Origin of the sequence: Agrobacterium genomosp. 2 str. CFBP 5494 (genome assembly GCF_900013495.1) — a bacterium.
GTDB lineage: Bacteria > Pseudomonadota > Alphaproteobacteria > Rhizobiales > Rhizobiaceae > Agrobacterium > Agrobacterium pusense.
On the sequence record NZ_LT009718.1, the window covers coordinates 2,366,719 to 2,380,672 of the forward strand.

At 59.0% G+C, this 13,954-nt stretch carries 14 protein-coding genes; 4 read left to right on the forward strand and 10 right to left on the reverse strand.

From position 1 onward, the window contains the following. Positions 1-2: 2 nt before the first annotated feature. Together AGR2A_RS11900 and AGR2A_RS11905 are read right to left on the reverse strand one after the other, a co-directional pair. Positions 3-1,319: a replication-associated recombination protein A gene (locus AGR2A_RS11900; RefSeq protein WP_035211375.1), complete on the reverse strand. Its 1,317-nt coding sequence runs from the start codon at positions 1,317-1,319 to the stop codon at positions 3-5. After that, positions 1,316-2,722, reverse strand: coding sequence for a DegQ family serine endoprotease (locus AGR2A_RS11905; protein ID WP_022556525.1), 1,407 nt, complete (start codon positions 2,720-2,722; stop codon positions 1,316-1,318). The genes AGR2A_RS11900 and AGR2A_RS11905 overlap by 4 nt, the downstream gene beginning before the upstream one ends. A gap of 169 nt (positions 2,723-2,891) precedes the next feature. Between AGR2A_RS11905 and AGR2A_RS11910 the strand changes: the two genes are divergently transcribed. Further along, complete coding sequence (locus AGR2A_RS11910) at positions 2,892-3,242, forward strand: lysozyme inhibitor LprI family protein (RefSeq protein ID WP_004442563.1); 351 nt, start codon at positions 2,892-2,894, stop codon at positions 3,240-3,242. 5 nt (positions 3,243-3,247) lie between these two features. Here AGR2A_RS11910 and AGR2A_RS11915 read toward each other — a convergent pair whose 3' ends face one another. Continuing rightward, positions 3,248-4,249, reverse strand: coding sequence for a serine hydrolase domain-containing protein (locus AGR2A_RS11915; protein ID WP_072494940.1), 1,002 nt, complete (start codon positions 4,247-4,249; stop codon positions 3,248-3,250). A gap of 451 nt (positions 4,250-4,700) precedes the next feature. Further along, on the reverse strand, positions 4,701-6,536 hold the full coding sequence (gene ilvD / locus AGR2A_RS11920) for a dihydroxy-acid dehydratase (RefSeq protein ID WP_072494600.1): 1,836 nt from the start codon (positions 6,534-6,536) through the stop codon (positions 4,701-4,703). 312 nt (positions 6,537-6,848) lie between these two features. On the opposite strand from ilvD, the gene msrP reads away from it, so the two are divergent. Genes msrP through AGR2A_RS29035 form a run of 3 tightly spaced genes read left to right on the forward strand, consistent with a single transcriptional unit; the run spans position 6,849 to position 8,775 of the window. Then, positions 6,849-7,790, forward strand: coding sequence for a protein-methionine-sulfoxide reductase catalytic subunit MsrP (gene msrP, locus AGR2A_RS11925; protein ID WP_022556528.1), 942 nt, complete (start codon positions 6,849-6,851; stop codon positions 7,788-7,790). Positions 7,791-7,792: 2 nt separating this feature from the next. Continuing rightward, positions 7,793-8,458, forward strand: coding sequence for a protein-methionine-sulfoxide reductase heme-binding subunit MsrQ (gene msrQ, locus AGR2A_RS11930; protein ID WP_037092979.1), 666 nt, complete (start codon positions 7,793-7,795; stop codon positions 8,456-8,458). After that, positions 8,455-8,775 carry a hypothetical protein gene (locus AGR2A_RS29035; RefSeq protein WP_004442573.1) on the forward strand — a complete coding sequence of 107 codons (321 nt, stop codon included), beginning with the start codon at positions 8,455-8,457 and terminating at the stop codon, positions 8,773-8,775. The genes msrQ and AGR2A_RS29035 overlap by 4 nt, the downstream gene beginning before the upstream one ends. An 82-nt stretch (positions 8,776-8,857) precedes the next feature. On the opposite strand, the gene rplQ is transcribed toward AGR2A_RS29035, so the two are convergent. The 6 genes from rplQ to secY form a co-directional block, all read right to left on the reverse strand. After that, on the reverse strand, positions 8,858-9,283 hold the full coding sequence (gene rplQ, locus AGR2A_RS11935) for a 50S ribosomal protein L17 (protein WP_003521014.1): 426 nt from the start codon (positions 9,281-9,283) through the stop codon (positions 8,858-8,860). Positions 9,284-9,401: 118 nt separating this feature from the next. Then, the gene (locus AGR2A_RS11940; protein ID WP_003495228.1) at positions 9,402-10,412 is read right to left on the reverse strand and encodes a DNA-directed RNA polymerase subunit alpha; all 1,011 of its coding nucleotides are present in this window, start codon (positions 10,410-10,412) and stop codon (positions 9,402-9,404) included. Between the two features lie 195 nt (positions 10,413-10,607). Continuing rightward, entirely contained in the window at positions 10,608-10,997 is a 390-nt protein-coding gene (rpsK, locus tag AGR2A_RS11945; RefSeq protein ID WP_003495225.1) for a 30S ribosomal protein S11, read from the reverse strand. A gap of 138 nt (positions 10,998-11,135) precedes the next feature. Further along, on the reverse strand, positions 11,136-11,504 hold the full coding sequence (gene rpsM / locus AGR2A_RS11950; protein ID WP_003516122.1) for a 30S ribosomal protein S13: 369 nt from the start codon (positions 11,502-11,504) through the stop codon (positions 11,136-11,138). A gap of 299 nt (positions 11,505-11,803) precedes the next feature. Continuing rightward, a complete protein-coding gene (locus AGR2A_RS11955; RefSeq protein WP_003507790.1) occupies positions 11,804-12,394 on the reverse strand; it encodes an adenylate kinase in 591 nt (196 codons plus the stop codon). Then, positions 12,391-13,731, reverse strand: a complete 1,341-nt coding sequence (gene secY, locus AGR2A_RS11960; protein WP_004442582.1) for a preprotein translocase subunit SecY — start codon at positions 13,729-13,731, stop codon at positions 12,391-12,393. Before secY ends, AGR2A_RS11955 begins: the two co-directional genes overlap by 4 nt. Positions 13,732-13,954: the final 223 nt, after the last annotated feature.

Consider the following 13,954-nt stretch of genomic DNA (forward strand, 5'->3'; position numbering starts at 1 on the left):
GGCTAACGCGATTCCCGCTCGCGACGCAGTTTCGCCCACCAGTCGAGACGTTTGCGGATTTCGCGTTCGAAACCTCTGTCCGGTGGATCGTAAAAGGTGGTCCGCCCCATTTTTTCCGGGAAGTAATCCTGACCCGAAAAAGCGTCCGGCTCGTCATGATCGTAACGGTAGCCGTCACCATATCCCTCGCCCTTCATCAGCTTGGTCGGTGCATTCAGGATGTGTTTGGGCGGAACAAGCGAGCCATTTTCCTTCGCGGCGCGCATCGCAGCCTTGAAGGCGGTATAGACGGCATTCGATTTCGGAGCGGTGGCGAGGTAGACGCAGGCCTGCGCCAGCGCAAGTTCACCCTCCGGTGAACCAAGATAATCATAGGCATCCTTGGCAGCATTGCAGACGGCGAGCGCCTGCGGATCTGCAAGGCCGATATCTTCCACCGCCATGCGCACCAGCCGCCGGCCGATATAGAGCGGGTCCTCGCCGGCATCAAACATGCGGGCGAGATAATAAAGTGCTGCATCCGGGTCCGATCCACGCACCGACTTATGCAGCGCGGAAATGAGATTGTAGTGGCCGTCCTGGCTCTTGTCGTAGACGGGCGCACGGCGTTGCACGATGCGCGTGAGCCCTTCCGTGTCGAAGGTTTCATCTTTCCGCGCCGCGCGCCAGACTTCTTCGGCAAGCGTCAACACCGCGCGACCGTCGCCATCGGCCATGCGGATCAGGCTTGCACGTGCATCCTCCGTCAGTGGCAGGGGCTTCTGCTCCGCCTCCTCCGCGCGCTTCAGAAGCTCGCTGAGACTGTCCTCGTCATGCGACCGAAATGTCAGGACACGAGCCCGCGACAACAGAGCGGCATTCAGTTCGAACGAGGGATTCTCGGTGGTCGCACCCACCAAAATAATGGTGCCGTCCTCCATGACAGGCAGAAAACTGTCCTGTTGCGCACGGTTGAAACGGTGAATTTCGTCGACGAAAAGCAGGGTCTGGCGACCGTTCATGCGCCTTGCACGCGCCGCTTCGAAAACCTTCTTGAGATCGGCGACGCCGGAAAAGATCGCTGATATCTGTTCGAAAGCCAGCCCCGCCTCGCCGGAAAGCAGTCGGGCGACCGTCGTCTTGCCAGTGCCTGGCGGCCCCCAGAAGATCATCGACCCCAGCGAGCCGCTATCGATCATGCGGCGCAGAACGCCCTCCTCGCCCGTCAGATGCGGCTGCCCGCTTACTTCCGCCAGCGTCTTCGGGCGCAGGCGATCGGCGAGAGGCCGCCGGTTGGCGACCTCCACCGGCACTTGCGGGGCGAAGAGATCGTCGCTCATCGGAGGAACTGCCGGATACGCTGCCCGTCACGCAGGATTTCCACCCGCCAGAAACCAGGATTGTCATCCAGCGCCTTTTCGACAGCGGCCGTGGAGCCGATATCTGCGCCGTTCAATGAAAGGATCACATCTTTCGGCAGAAAACCGACACGATAAGCCGGCGAGCCACGCTTCACATCGGTGATGACGACACCCGTGACCTGCGAGGGCATGCGCAATTCGTCAGCAAGCTTCGGCGAAAGATTGGCAACGGTCGCGCCGGCGAACGGATTGCGGCCTTCGATCAGCCGTTCGTCGCGGGGAGCGGTTTCGGGCGCAATGTCAAGTGCAATCGTCAGCTTCTTTTCCTTGCCCTTGTCCATGACGGTCAGTTCAGCAGATTTGCCTATGCCGGCCGTGGTCAGGCGGTAACCGAGCGCATCGGGATGCTCCACCTCCAATCCGTTGACCGCAGTCACCACCTGGCCCGGCTCTATGCCGGCCTTTTCCGCGGGGCTGCCTTTGACAACGCTGACGACCAGCGCTCCCCGGGCGCGATGCAGGCCAAGCGCCTCCGCGACATCCGAAGTGACGGGATCGAAGGTCGCGCCAATATAGGGCCGCTGGAAGTTCGCATCGCCCCGTTCAGCAGCAGCCACAAAAACCCGGACCAGATTGGCCGGAATAGCGAAACCGATGCCGTTCGAGCCGCCGCCCTTGGAGAAGATGGCAGTGTTGATGCCGATCAGCTCGCCAGCCATATTCATCAGCGCGCCGCCGGAGTTGCCCGGGTTGATGGAGGCGTCGGTCTGGATGAAGAAGCCGAAATCGCCCTGCGTCACCTGGTTGCGGGCAAGGCCCGAGACGATGCCGCTCGTCACCGTCTGACCGACCCCGAAGGGGTTACCGATCGCCAGCACCAGATCGCCGACTTCGATCTTGTCCGAATTGCCGAGCGGAAGCACCGGGAACTGCTCCTTGGCGTCGATCTGCAGCACGGCAAGATCGACCCGGTCATCTTTCATGAGAACCTTGGAGGAAAATTCGCGCCCATCCGCAAGCGCCACCTTGATGTCGTCAGCACCGTCAATGACATGATTGTTGGTCACCACGAGACCGCCGGCTGTGACGATGACGCCTGAACCGAGCGACGACTGCTTTTCCGTGCGGTTCGGCATTTGCTGCCCGAAAAACTGTTCGAAGAAGGGATCACCGGCGAAGGGCGACAACCGCCGCTGCACGATGCGTTCGGCATAGACATTCACCACCGCGCCGGCGGTGCGCTTGACCAGCGGCGCGAAGGAAAGCTGCATTTCCGTGTGGCTGGACGGCACGGTCCTGTTGTCCTGCGCCCGGGCACCCGCTGGCAGGAGAATGAGCGCGGCGAGAAAGCCGGTGGACAGATACTTCAACACGCTTCGCATGTGATTCCTCATCGTCATCAGTATGATGGAGTTATAACGTCAAAGCCTGTAAAGCAAAGAGCGGCAAGATGATGACCGTGGGTTTCAGGCACGGCGGCTTCCGCTGATGGAACCAGCAAAGGCGTATTTTGGTTTCATCCGCACCAGCAGTCCTCAACAGAGACAAGCCATGCATTTGAAAAAGCCCCTTCTCGCCTGCGGCATCCTTTTTGCTTCCTCGCTCCTCTCAACGGCCGGTGCTGCAAGTTTCGACTGCACGAAATCCGATCTCGCAGCGGATGAAAAGGCCATCTGCGACAACCGCGCCCTGAACGATCAGGACGTGAAGATGGCCACCACCTTCGATATCCTAACCCAGCTGATGGCCATGGGCGCCCGCGACACGTTGCGCGACGAGCAGAGCCAGTGGCTGAAGAAGCGCCAGGAATGTGCAGCCGACGTTGCCTGCCTTACCGGCGCCTATGAGGAGCGCATGAAACGTCTCGGAGAGGCGTTTCAGAGCATCAACCGGCCGCTCTGACCCGATCACACCGCGCGGATGACGTTCTCCATGAGGCCATGCAACTGGTCGCGATAACCGGTTCGGGCCGATGGCGCGTCTTCACGGGAGGTCATCACGACGGACAGTCGTTTTGCCGGCACGATGTACAGCATCTGCCCGCCATAACCCCAGGCATAATAGACCGTTTCGCCCGCCATCTCCCTGATGAACCAGCAATAACCGTAACCGTCGCCGTTGAAGACCGAATTGGTGCGCTGTCGCCATGATTGCTCGATCCAGTCCTGCGAAATCAACCGCTCACCACCGGGTGTCACGCCGCCCCTGCGGTAAAGCTCACCGAAGGCCAGCAGCGACCGCGCGGTCATCGCCATCTGGTTGCCGCCGAGATAGATGCCCTGCGGATCGCGCTCCCAGCCGCCGATGGAAAACCCTTCCAGGGGCCGAAACCAGTCTCGGGCGAGAGAAAGCGTCGAACGGCCGGATGCCTTCGTCAATATCGCCGACAGCAGATGTGTCGACGCCGTGGAATAAAGCATGCCGCCACCCGGCTCTCCGGCGAAACCCGACCCCAAGGCCATCCGCACCCAGTTGCGGCTGGCGACCCAACGGCCGTAATTCGGCCCGGACATGCGCTCCAGACCGGATTGCATTGACAGGAGGTTACCGACGGTGATCCGCTCCAGCCGGGGATCGGGATTTTGCGGAAATTCACCGCGCAGAATGGTCGCGATCGGCTGGTCCGCACCTTGGAGAACCTTGCGGTCGATCGCCATGCCGACCAACGCGGAGATGATCGATTTTGAGGCCGATTTGATATTGGTGGAGCCGTTCAAGCCGGCACCATGATAGGCGCGGCTAGCGATCTCCTCGCCATCGATGCTGACGATGACGGTCTTGAGGCTGGAAAGCGCATCCGCCTCCCGCAGCAACGGATCGGAACGGACGTTGTTCCCGGCGCTCTGGGCACGGGCAAGTGAGGCGAAGGGTAGCGATGCCATGAGGGCGAGTGCGGTTCGTCTTTTCATGGTGATGAAGTTAGGCATCGCTGCTTTCTGGAAAAGGGTCGCTGGACGAACATCACTCCAATGTGACCGCCAGGCAAGAAACAATCTGCAGTCAGCTCCACATTTACGATGGAAAAACAAAACGTTGAAAGGATACCAGGAATCATCCCGCGAAGTAATTGAATCTGTTTGTGAGCCGAATTCACTCCAAATTCAGACAGCAAAAAGCCGCTCAGAGAGCGGCTCAATTTAAATGGAGGTGGAGAGCTTTCTCCTCAGCCCTGCCGGACTTGATCCGGCATCAGGCACGGCGCGTCTGCGCCGTAAGAAGAGTCTCTTGCGATCGAGGACTTGATCGCGCTGGACCCCGGATCGGTTCCGGGGTGACGAAGCGTGCTTGTATTGCTCTTCGAGCACTCCGGGAAGAAAGCGACGCATCAGGCGTAACCTTCCAACCCACTCTGCGATAGGATTACTCCGGCAATATCCGCACAGCACCCTTGTCTGCGCTCGACGCAAAGGCCGCATAGGCCTTCAGCGCCGTCGTGACATTGCGCTTGCGCGGTGCTTCCGGCTTCCAGCCCTTCTCTTCCTGCTCGGCCCGGCGCGAGGCCAGTTCCGCGTCGGAAACCTTCAGGTTGATCGTGCGGTTCGGAATGTCGATCTCGATCAGGTCACCCTGACGCACGAGGCCGATGGCGCCGCCCTGTGCCGCTTCCGGCGAGGCGTGGCCGATGGAAAGGCCTGACGTGCCACCAGAGAAGCGACCGTCGGTGATCAGCGCGCAGGCTTTGCCGAGGCCCTTGGATTTCAGGTAGCTGGTCGGATAGAGCATTTCCTGCATGCCCGGGCCGCCCTTAGGACCTTCATAACGGATGACGACGACGTCGCCCGCCTTGACCTCGTTGCCCAGAATGCCCTTAACCGCCGCGTCCTGGCTTTCGTAAACGACCGCCGGGCCGTTGAATTTCAGGATGGACTCATCAACACCTGCCGTCTTCACGATACAGCCGTCGAGCGCGATGTTGCCGTAAAGCACGGCAAGACCACCATCCTTGGAGAAAGGTTTCTCGACCGAGCGAATGACGCCATTGTCGCTGTCGGTATCCAGATCGTCCCAGCGCGAGGACTGGCTGAAGGCAACCTGCGTCGGCACGCCGCCGGGGGCCGCCTTGAAGAATTCGCGCACCGTCTCGCTGTTGGTGCGGGTGATGTCCCAGCGGTCGATGGCGTCACCGAGCGTCGCTTCATGCACCGTATGGGTATCGCGGTTGATCAGACCGCCGCGCTCCAACTCGCCAAGAATGCGCATGATGCCACCCGCGCGGTGAACGTCTTCCATGTGAACGTCCTGCTTGGCGGGCGCGACTTTCGAAAGGCACGGAACCTTGCGGGAAAGACGGTCGATGTCTTCCATGGTGAAATCCACCCCGCCCTCGTGCGCGGCAGCCAGAATATGCAGCACCGTATTGGTGGAGCCGCCCATGGCGATATCCAGCGACATGGCGTTTTCAAACGCCGCCTTGTTGGCGATGGTCCGCGGCAGAACGGTTTCGTCTTCCTGCTCGTAATAACGGCGGGCCAGATCGACGATCAGATGACCGGCCTCGACGAAAAGTCGCTTGCGATCCGAATGGGTGGCAAGCGTCGAGCCGTTACCGGGCAGAGACAGGCCCAGCGCCTCGGTCAGACAGTTCATTGAATTGGCGGTGAACATGCCGGAACAGGAACCGCAGGTCGGGCAGGCCGATCGCTCGATAACCTTGACGTCCTCGTCAGAAATCTTGTCATCGGCGGCAGCGACCATGGCGTCGACCAGATCGAGCGCGACGGTTTTGCCATGCAGGACAACCTTGCCCGCTTCCATCGGACCACCGGACACGAAGACGGCGGGGATGTTGAGGCGCATGGCAGCATTCAACATGCCGGGGGTGATCTTGTCGCAGTTGGAAATGCACACCATGGCATCGGCGCAATGGGCATTGACCATATATTCGACCGAGTCAGCGATGATCTCGCGCGAGGGCAGCGAATAAAGCATGCCGTCATGGCCCATGGCGATGCCGTCATCGACCGCGATGGTGTTGAATTCCTTGGCAACACCGCCGGCCGCCTCGATTTCCCGGGCAACCAGCTGGCCGAGATCCTTGAGGTGGACGTGGCCGGGCACGAACTGCGTGAAGGAATTGACGACAGCGATGATCGGCTTGCCGAAATCGCTATCCTTCATGCCGGTGGCGCGCCAAAGGCCGCGCGCGCCCGCCATGTTGCGGCCGTGGGTTGTCGTTCTTGAGCGATAGGCTGGCATGGTGTTTTCCTCAATCTCGGGGCGAAGCGCGCCTGCCCGCAACGCGGTGGAAGCTGCCTCTGCCCTATTTTGCGGTGTTTCTAACGCAAACCGCAAGCGCTGTCACTGTCACCTTAGGGCAAAACAGTACGGTTCGGTACGGTACGCCTTTCCCTTAACGCGGGCGAGCGGACGACGGCCTATCACAAATGCGCGATTTCCGTCTGCCCGGCGCTGTTTTTCCGCAGCAGACTGAAACATATCTGTGCAGCGGCCGTATTGGCTATCATAATCGATTTATCGCCGATGCACCCGGCTTTTGTGGAGGTTCCAATGCCCGCCTATCGTCCGCCCCATATTTCGGCAAGCGAAATCACGCCGAAAAACATCTACCTTTCCAGACGCGGCTTCCTCGGCACAGCGGCGGGCCTTGCGGCAATAGGGCTTGCGGGCAGTGAGGCGGTTGCCGCTCCGCTCGCGGCGAAACCCGGCGCTTACAAGCTGGATGAAAAACTCACGCCGCTTGATGCCGTCACCAGCTACAACAACTTCTACGAATTCGGCGTCGGCAAATCCGACCCCAAGGAAAATTCCGGCAAGTTCAAACCCACACCCTGGACCGTGAAAGTGGATGGCCTCGTTTCCAAGCCACAGGAATTCGGCATCGAAGAGCTGATGAAATATCAGCTTGAGGAACGCACCTACCGCATGCGCTGCGTCGAAGGCTGGTCGATGGTCATTCCATGGATCGGCTTCCCACTTGCAAGCCTGCTCGACAAGGTCGAACCGCTGGGCAGCGCGAAATATGTTTCCTTCGAGACCGTGGTGCGGCCAGAGGAAATGCCCGGACAGAGCGGCCTGTTCCAGCCCCTGTCATGGCCCTATGTCGAAGGTTTGCGTCTCGATGAAGCCCGCCATCCCCTGACCATCCTTGCCGTCGGCCTTTATGGCGAGACGTTGCCGAACCAGAACGGCGCACCGATCCGGCTTGTCGTGCCGTGGAAGTACGGCTTCAAGGGCATCAAATCCATCGTCCGCATTTCGCTTGTCGAGAAACAGCCGGAAACGACCTGGAAAAATTCCAACGCCCGCGAATACGGCTTCTATTCCAACGTCAATCCACATGTGGACCATCCCCGCTGGAGCCAAGCGACGGAGCAGCGCATCGGCGAAGGCGGCTTCTTTGGCACCCAGAACCGCCCTACCCTGATGTTCAATGGCTACGATGAAGTAGCGAGCCTCTACGCCGGCATGGACCTGAAGGCGAATTATTGACCATGGCTTTCGCCTTCACCTTACCCTCTCTGCCGAAGCGTTACCAACCGGCGGCCATCTGGTCGCTGTATGTCATCGGCCTTGCTCCCGGCGTCTGGTATTTCTACCTCGCCGCAACCGGAGGCCTCGGCTTCAACCCGGTCAAGGATTTCGAACACCTCCTTGGCATCTGGGCGCTTCGCTTCCTCTGTCTAGGCCTGCTGGTGACGCCGCTACGCGATCTCTTCAACATCAACCTCATCGCCTATCGTCGGGCGCTGGGCCTGATTGCCTTTTATTACGTATTGGCGCACTTTACCGTCTATCTGGTGCTGGACCGTGGCCTCGTCTTCAGTTCCATTGCCGGTGATATCCTGAAACGGCCCTATATCATGTTCGGCATGGCGGGGCTCGTCATGCTCCTTCCCCTGGCGCTCACCTCCAACCGCTGGTCGATCCGCAAACTCGGCAGCCGCTGGAACACGCTGCATAAACTCGTCTATCTCGTGCTCATCGTCGGCGTCCTGCATTTCGTGCTGGCACGAAAATCGATCACGCTGGAGCCGGTGTTTTATATCAGCATGATGGTGGTGCTGTTGGGCTATCGGCTGGTACGGCCGTCGATCATGGCGCGGAAGCGGGGAAGACGCGCCGTTGGCAATGCACAGCAACGCCCGTCAAAAACATGAAACCGACGGACCAAAACCCGAAAACCTCGCAACGCCCTAAAATTGCCGGCTCCAGTCAAGCGGCTGTTTCAGAGATTTTCAGCATCATGGCAATGGGGATGGCTCTCGCCCCCACTGATATTGCCCGGACGATGAACAGCGGTCATCGGAACGCACTATCAAAGCTTCTCGAACACATTGAGAATGGCGAGATCAATGAAGAAGACCTGCAAAAGCTTTGGCTGGCCCATCATGCTTCGGACCGTGTCGCCCTGATGGCGCCACTTGCCGATCTTATTCGTCAAATCAGCCAATATTCGCCCGATCGCCAGCCTTAAACACAGAAAACAACGCAAACAAAAAAGCCGGGCGATCACTCGCCCGGCTTTTTAACTCATGACGCCTGAACGGCGTCAAACCTTATGCAGCTTCGGCAGCAGCAGCTTCAGCGGCAACGCGAGCCTTGTCGGCTGCGCCCTTGGCGTCAACGTCGCGCTCGACGAATTCGATGACGGCGAGAGCGGCATTGTCGCCCTGGCGGAAGCCTGCCTTCATGATACGCAGGTAGCCGCCGTTACGGTTTGCGTAACGTGCTGCGATCGCGTCGAACAGCTTGCGAACAGCGTCCTGATCCTTGATCTGCGAAATCGCCTGACGACGAGCGTGCAGGTCGCCGCGCTTGCCGAGAGTGACGAGCTTCTCAACGATCGGGCGAATTTCCTTCGCCTTCGGAAGCGTGGTGACGATCTGCTCATGGGTGATGAGCGAAGCAGCCATGTTGGCAAACATTGCCTTGCGGTGGCTGGCGGTTCTATTGAGCTTGCGGCCTGAATTACCGTGGCGCATTGCTATTCTCCTTCTACGCAGGTTCCTTCTTTAAGGCCTGCCGTTTCCTGGCACATGCAGGTGACTTACCTGCTGTTTGACGGGGAAAGGCAGTCTTTGAGGTCTGCCTTCTTGTTTGTTAGTACTGGTCTTCGTAACGCTTTGCGAGATCTTCGATGTTCTCAGGCGGCCATGCCGGCACTTCCATGCCGAGGTGCAGACCCATGGAAGCGAGAACTTCCTTGATTTCGTTCAGCGACTTGCGACCAAAGTTCGGCGTGCGGAGCATTTCGGCTTCGGTCTTCTGGATCAGGTCGCCGATGTAAACGATGTTGTCGTTCTTCAGGCAGTTTGCCGAACGAACCGACAGCTCGAGCTCGTCGACCTTCTTGAGAAGCGCCGGGTTGAACGCGAGTTCCGTAACCGATTCTTCTTCTGCTTCCTTCTGCGGCTCGTCGAAATTGACGAAGACGCCCAGCTGGTCCTGAAGAATGCGAGCGGCGAAGGCAACGGCGTCTTCGCCGGAAACCGAACCGTTGGTCTCGATCGTCATGATCAGCTTGTCATAGTCGAGAACCTGGCCTTCACGGGTGTTTTCAACCTTGTAGGACACTTTCTTGACCGGAGAATAGAGGCTGTCCACCGGAATGAGGCCAATCGGGGCATCTTCCGCGCGGTTGCGCTCAGCCGGTACGTAACCCTTGCCGTTGTTGACGGTGAATTCCATGCGGATTTCAGCGCCATCGTCGAGCGTGCAGATCACGTGGTCGGGGTTCAGGATCTCGATGTCGCCAACCGTCTGGATGTCACCAGCGGTTACGGCACCCGGGCCCTGCTTGCGCACGACCATGCGCTTGGAATCGTCGCCATCCATCTTGATGGCGATTTCCTTGATGTTGAGCACGATATCCGTCACATCTTCCCGGACGCCGGGGATGGAGGAGAATTCGTGCAGGACACCGTCGATCTGCACGGCCGTAACAGCGGCGCCGCGCAGAGAAGACAACAGAACGCGACGCAGCGCGTTGCCGAGGGTAAGACCGAAACCACGCTCCAGCGGCTCGGCAACGAGCGTTGCCTTGGTGCGGCTGGACGAGGTGAACTCGACCTTGTTCGGCTTGATAAGTTCCTGCCAGTTCTTCTGAATCATCTTTAAACCTTCCGTTCGCCGCCACCATCCAATCGTGACGGACCGAGCATGAAAACACCGAGAGGAACCAAATTCAGCGGTTCATCGGTGGGTTCTTGAGCGCAAGTCCGCCGATCGAAATCGACGCGCACACGCCAGATACACGAAAATTCCGCCAGACCTGAGGTAAGGCGGAATTTCCGAACCACGGTCGCGTCAGACGCGGCGCTTCTTGCGCGGACGGCAACCGTTGTGCGGGATCGGCGTCACGTCGCGAATGGAAGTGATCATGAAACCGGCAGCCTGCAGGGCGCGAAGTGCCGATTCACGGCCGGAACCCGGACCGCAAACTTCAACTTCAAGCGACTTCATGCCGTGTTCCTGAGCCTTCTTCGCGCAATCTTCAGCAGCGATCTGGGCAGCGAACGGGGTCGACTTACGCGAACCCTTGAAGCCCTTGGCACCAGCGGACGACCAGGCAATAGCATTGCCCTGTGCGTCGGTGATGGTGATCATCGTGTTGTTGAAGGTCGAATTGACGTGCGCGACGCCAGACGTGATATTTTTGCGTTCGCGACGACGGACGCGTGCGGCTTCCTTGGCCATTTTATACCTTTCATTGATCTCTTCACCGCCGTAACACCAGCGGCTACACCGGCAATCAGCCCGTAACCGAGCTTTTCGCCAAACTCAGAAAGGCTGGCGCGGACTGCACCAGCCTCCCTTTTCCGGAGAACCGGAAAATTACTTCTTCTTACCAGCGATAGCCTTCGCCGGACCCTTGCGGGTGCGGGCGTTGGTGTGCGTGCGCTGACCGCGGACCGGAAGGCCACGACGGTGACGCAGGCCGCGGTAGCAACCGAGGTCCATCAGACGCTTGATGTTCATCGACGTTTCGCGACGCAGGTCGCCTTCGACCTGGTAGTCGCGGTCGATGGCTTCGCGGATCTGAAGAACTTCAGCATCCGTCAGCTGATGAACGCGCTTGTCAGCCGGAAGACCGACCTTGTCCATGATTTCCTGCGCGAATTTCGGACCAATCCCGTGAATGTAGGTCAGCGCAATAACAACGCGCTTCGCAGTCGGGATGTTGACGCCAGCGATACGTGCCACGTCTTTTCTCCTTGGTTCCAGTTGCCATCCGGCAAGTGGTGATTCCATTCGAGCGGCCGACAAGACCGCCAGTTCAAATTGATGTCCGTGACAAGTCAAAACGACCGAACCCGGATCTCCCTTCCCTAAGGGAAATCCGCGCCAGTCGCTTGGGATGTCGCGAGTTGGCGCGGTGTTTAACGGAATCAGCGCAAAAAAGCAACCGGCTCCGCCAAGATTCTTTTGCGATCCAAGGGATCAGCCGCCTTTCGAAAAGGAAGATGGGCAAGAACGCAGTCCTCGCCCATTCATTCCTTCGATCAGGCAGAGGCTTTCTCGAGAACGCGCTCGATGGCCTCGGTGACGGCATCGACATCTGCCATGCCATCCAGCGTCACCAGTTCGCCCTGTTCGCTGTAATAAGCGGACAGCGGCGCAGTCTTTTCGCGATATTCCGTCAGGCGCTTGCGGAAAGCTTCCGGATTATCGTCAGAGCGAACAGTGCCGCCGGCGGCAATGGTTTCAGCCACGCGATTTTCGATTCGGCGAATCAAAGCCTCTTCGTCCACCTTGAGTTCGATGACGGCGTCGAGCACCAGGTTCTTCTTGCGCATGTTGTCGGCAAGCGCCTTCGCCTGCGGAACGGTGCGCGGATAACCGTCGAGAATGAAGCCCTTGGCACAGTCAGGAGCTTCGATACGTTCGGAAACGATCTGATTGACGATATCGTCGGATACCAGCCCGCCGGCGTCCATGACGGCCTTGGCGCGCTTGCCGATTTCGGTGCCCGCGCTGACCGCAGCGCGCAGCATGTCACCGGTTGAAAGCTGGGGGATCCCGTACTTGTCAGTAAGCCGCTTGGCCTGGGTTCCCTTGCCCGCACCCGGCGGACCCAAAAATATCAGTCTCATCGTCCCCTCTTTCCTCCACGCAACTTCGACTTCTTGATCAGACCTTCATACTGCTGGGCGATCAGGTGACCCTGAATCTGCGCAACCGTATCCAGAGTTACACTGACAACGATCAAAAGCGAAGTACCACCAAGGGCTAATGGAATGCCCGTACGTGCGATAAGTGTCTCAGGAAGGATACAGACGAAGACCAGATAAATCGCGCCGACCACAGTGATGCGGGTCAGAACGTAATCAATGTACTCCGCAGTGCGCTCGCCCGGACGGATGCCCGGAATGAAGCCGCCATGCTTCTTGAGATTGTCAGCCGTATCCTTCGGATTGAATACGATCGCCGTGTAGAAGAAGGCGAAGAAAGCAATCAGCAGGCCATAAAGCGCCATGAACAGCGGCTGGCCATGCTGCAGCGAGGCGATGATCGAGGTCGCCCAGGTCGGCAGGTTGGTGTTACCCGCAAAGCCTGCAGCCGTTGCCGGCAGAAGCAGCAGCGACGATGCGAAGATCGCAGGAATGACGCCGGCCGTGTTAAGCTTCAGCGGCAGGTGCGAGGTATCGCCTTGGAACATGCGGTTCCCGACCTGTCGCTTCGGATATTGGATCAACAGACGGCGCTGCGCACGCTCCACGAAGACGATGAGGGCAATGACGCCGATTGCAACGACGACGACCGTCAGGATGAGCGGGGTCGAAAGCGCACCGGTGCGGCCGAGTTCCAGCGTGCCGGCCAGGGCCTTGGGCAGACCGGCGGCAATGCCCGCGAAGATGATCAGCGAAATACCGTTGCCGATACCGCGCGAGGTGATCTGTTCGCCGAGCCACATCAGGAACATCGTGCCGCCAAGCAGCGTGATGACGGTGGAAATGCGGAAGAACCAGCCCGGATCAACGACAAGGCCGTTACCGCTTTCGAGGCCGACCGCAATGCCATAGGCCTGCAGCGTGCCGAGCAGCACCGTGCCGTAACGGGTGTACTGGTTGATGATCTTGCGGCCGGCTTCGCCTTCCTTCTTCAACGCTTCGAGCGAAGGCACGACCGAGGTCATAAGCTGCACGATGATCGAAGCGGAGATGTAAGGCATGATGCCGAGGGCGAAAATCGCCATGCGCTCGACAGCCCCACCCGCAAACATGTTGAAAAGACCGAGAATACCGTTGGCCTGGCCACGGAAGGCCTGCGCATAGGCTTCAGGGTTCAGGCCCGGAAGCGGAATATGGGTGCCGAGACGATAGACGAGAAGTGCGGCAAGAGTAAACCAGAGACGCTTTTTCAGATCCTCCGCCTTAGCGAAGGTCGAAAAATTCAGGTTCGAAGCCAGTTGTTCCGCTGCTGAAGCCATAAATTTCTCCGAATGACCCTTGCCAGCCAGCGCAACCGGCCGATGCGGAAAGGTCTAAAAGATACTGGTCAAAACCGAGCTTCGGACAAACGCGGCTCTGCGCCGCCATCATGCCTCACCCTGTTTTTTATGTCCTATCCCCTCCCCTATGGAAGTTCAAGAACTGTGAGGCTCTCCCTGCAGCACTTTCTGCCGCAAGCGGGGCCGAGGAAGCACACCGCGA

Excerpts from the sequence above, each read along its gene's own strand:
- AGR2A_RS11900 (WP_035211375.1), bottom strand. The coding sequence starts at position 1,319 with ATGAGCGACGATCTCTTCGCCCCGCAAGTGCCGGTGGAGGTCGCCAAC.
- AGR2A_RS11905 (WP_022556525.1), bottom strand. The coding sequence starts at position 2,722 with ATGCGAAGCGTGTTGAAGTATCTGTCCACCGGCTTTCTCGCCGCGCTC.
- AGR2A_RS11910 (WP_004442563.1), top strand. The coding sequence starts at position 2,892 with ATGCATTTGAAAAAGCCCCTTCTCGCCTGCGGCATCCTTTTTGCTTCC.
- AGR2A_RS11915 (WP_072494940.1), bottom strand. The coding sequence starts at position 4,249 with ATGAAAAGACGAACCGCACTCGCCCTCATGGCATCGCTACCCTTCGCC.
- ilvD (WP_072494600.1), bottom strand. The coding sequence starts at position 6,536 with ATGCCAGCCTATCGCTCAAGAACGACAACCCACGGCCGCAACATGGCG.
- msrP (WP_022556528.1), top strand. The coding sequence starts at position 6,849 with ATGCCCGCCTATCGTCCGCCCCATATTTCGGCAAGCGAAATCACGCCG.
- msrQ (WP_037092979.1), top strand. The coding sequence starts at position 7,793 with ATGGCTTTCGCCTTCACCTTACCCTCTCTGCCGAAGCGTTACCAACCG.
- AGR2A_RS29035 (WP_004442573.1), top strand. The coding sequence starts at position 8,455 with ATGAAACCGACGGACCAAAACCCGAAAACCTCGCAACGCCCTAAAATT.
- rplQ (WP_003521014.1), bottom strand. The coding sequence starts at position 9,283 with ATGCGCCACGGTAATTCAGGCCGCAAGCTCAATAGAACCGCCAGCCAC.
- AGR2A_RS11940 (WP_003495228.1), bottom strand. The coding sequence starts at position 10,412 with ATGATTCAGAAGAACTGGCAGGAACTTATCAAGCCGAACAAGGTCGAG.
- rpsK (WP_003495225.1), bottom strand. The coding sequence starts at position 10,997 with ATGGCCAAGGAAGCCGCACGCGTCCGTCGTCGCGAACGCAAAAATATC.
- AGR2A_RS11955 (WP_003507790.1), bottom strand. The coding sequence starts at position 12,394 with ATGAGACTGATATTTTTGGGTCCGCCGGGTGCGGGCAAGGGAACCCAG.
- secY (WP_004442582.1), bottom strand. The coding sequence starts at position 13,731 with ATGGCTTCAGCAGCGGAACAACTGGCTTCGAACCTGAATTTTTCGACC.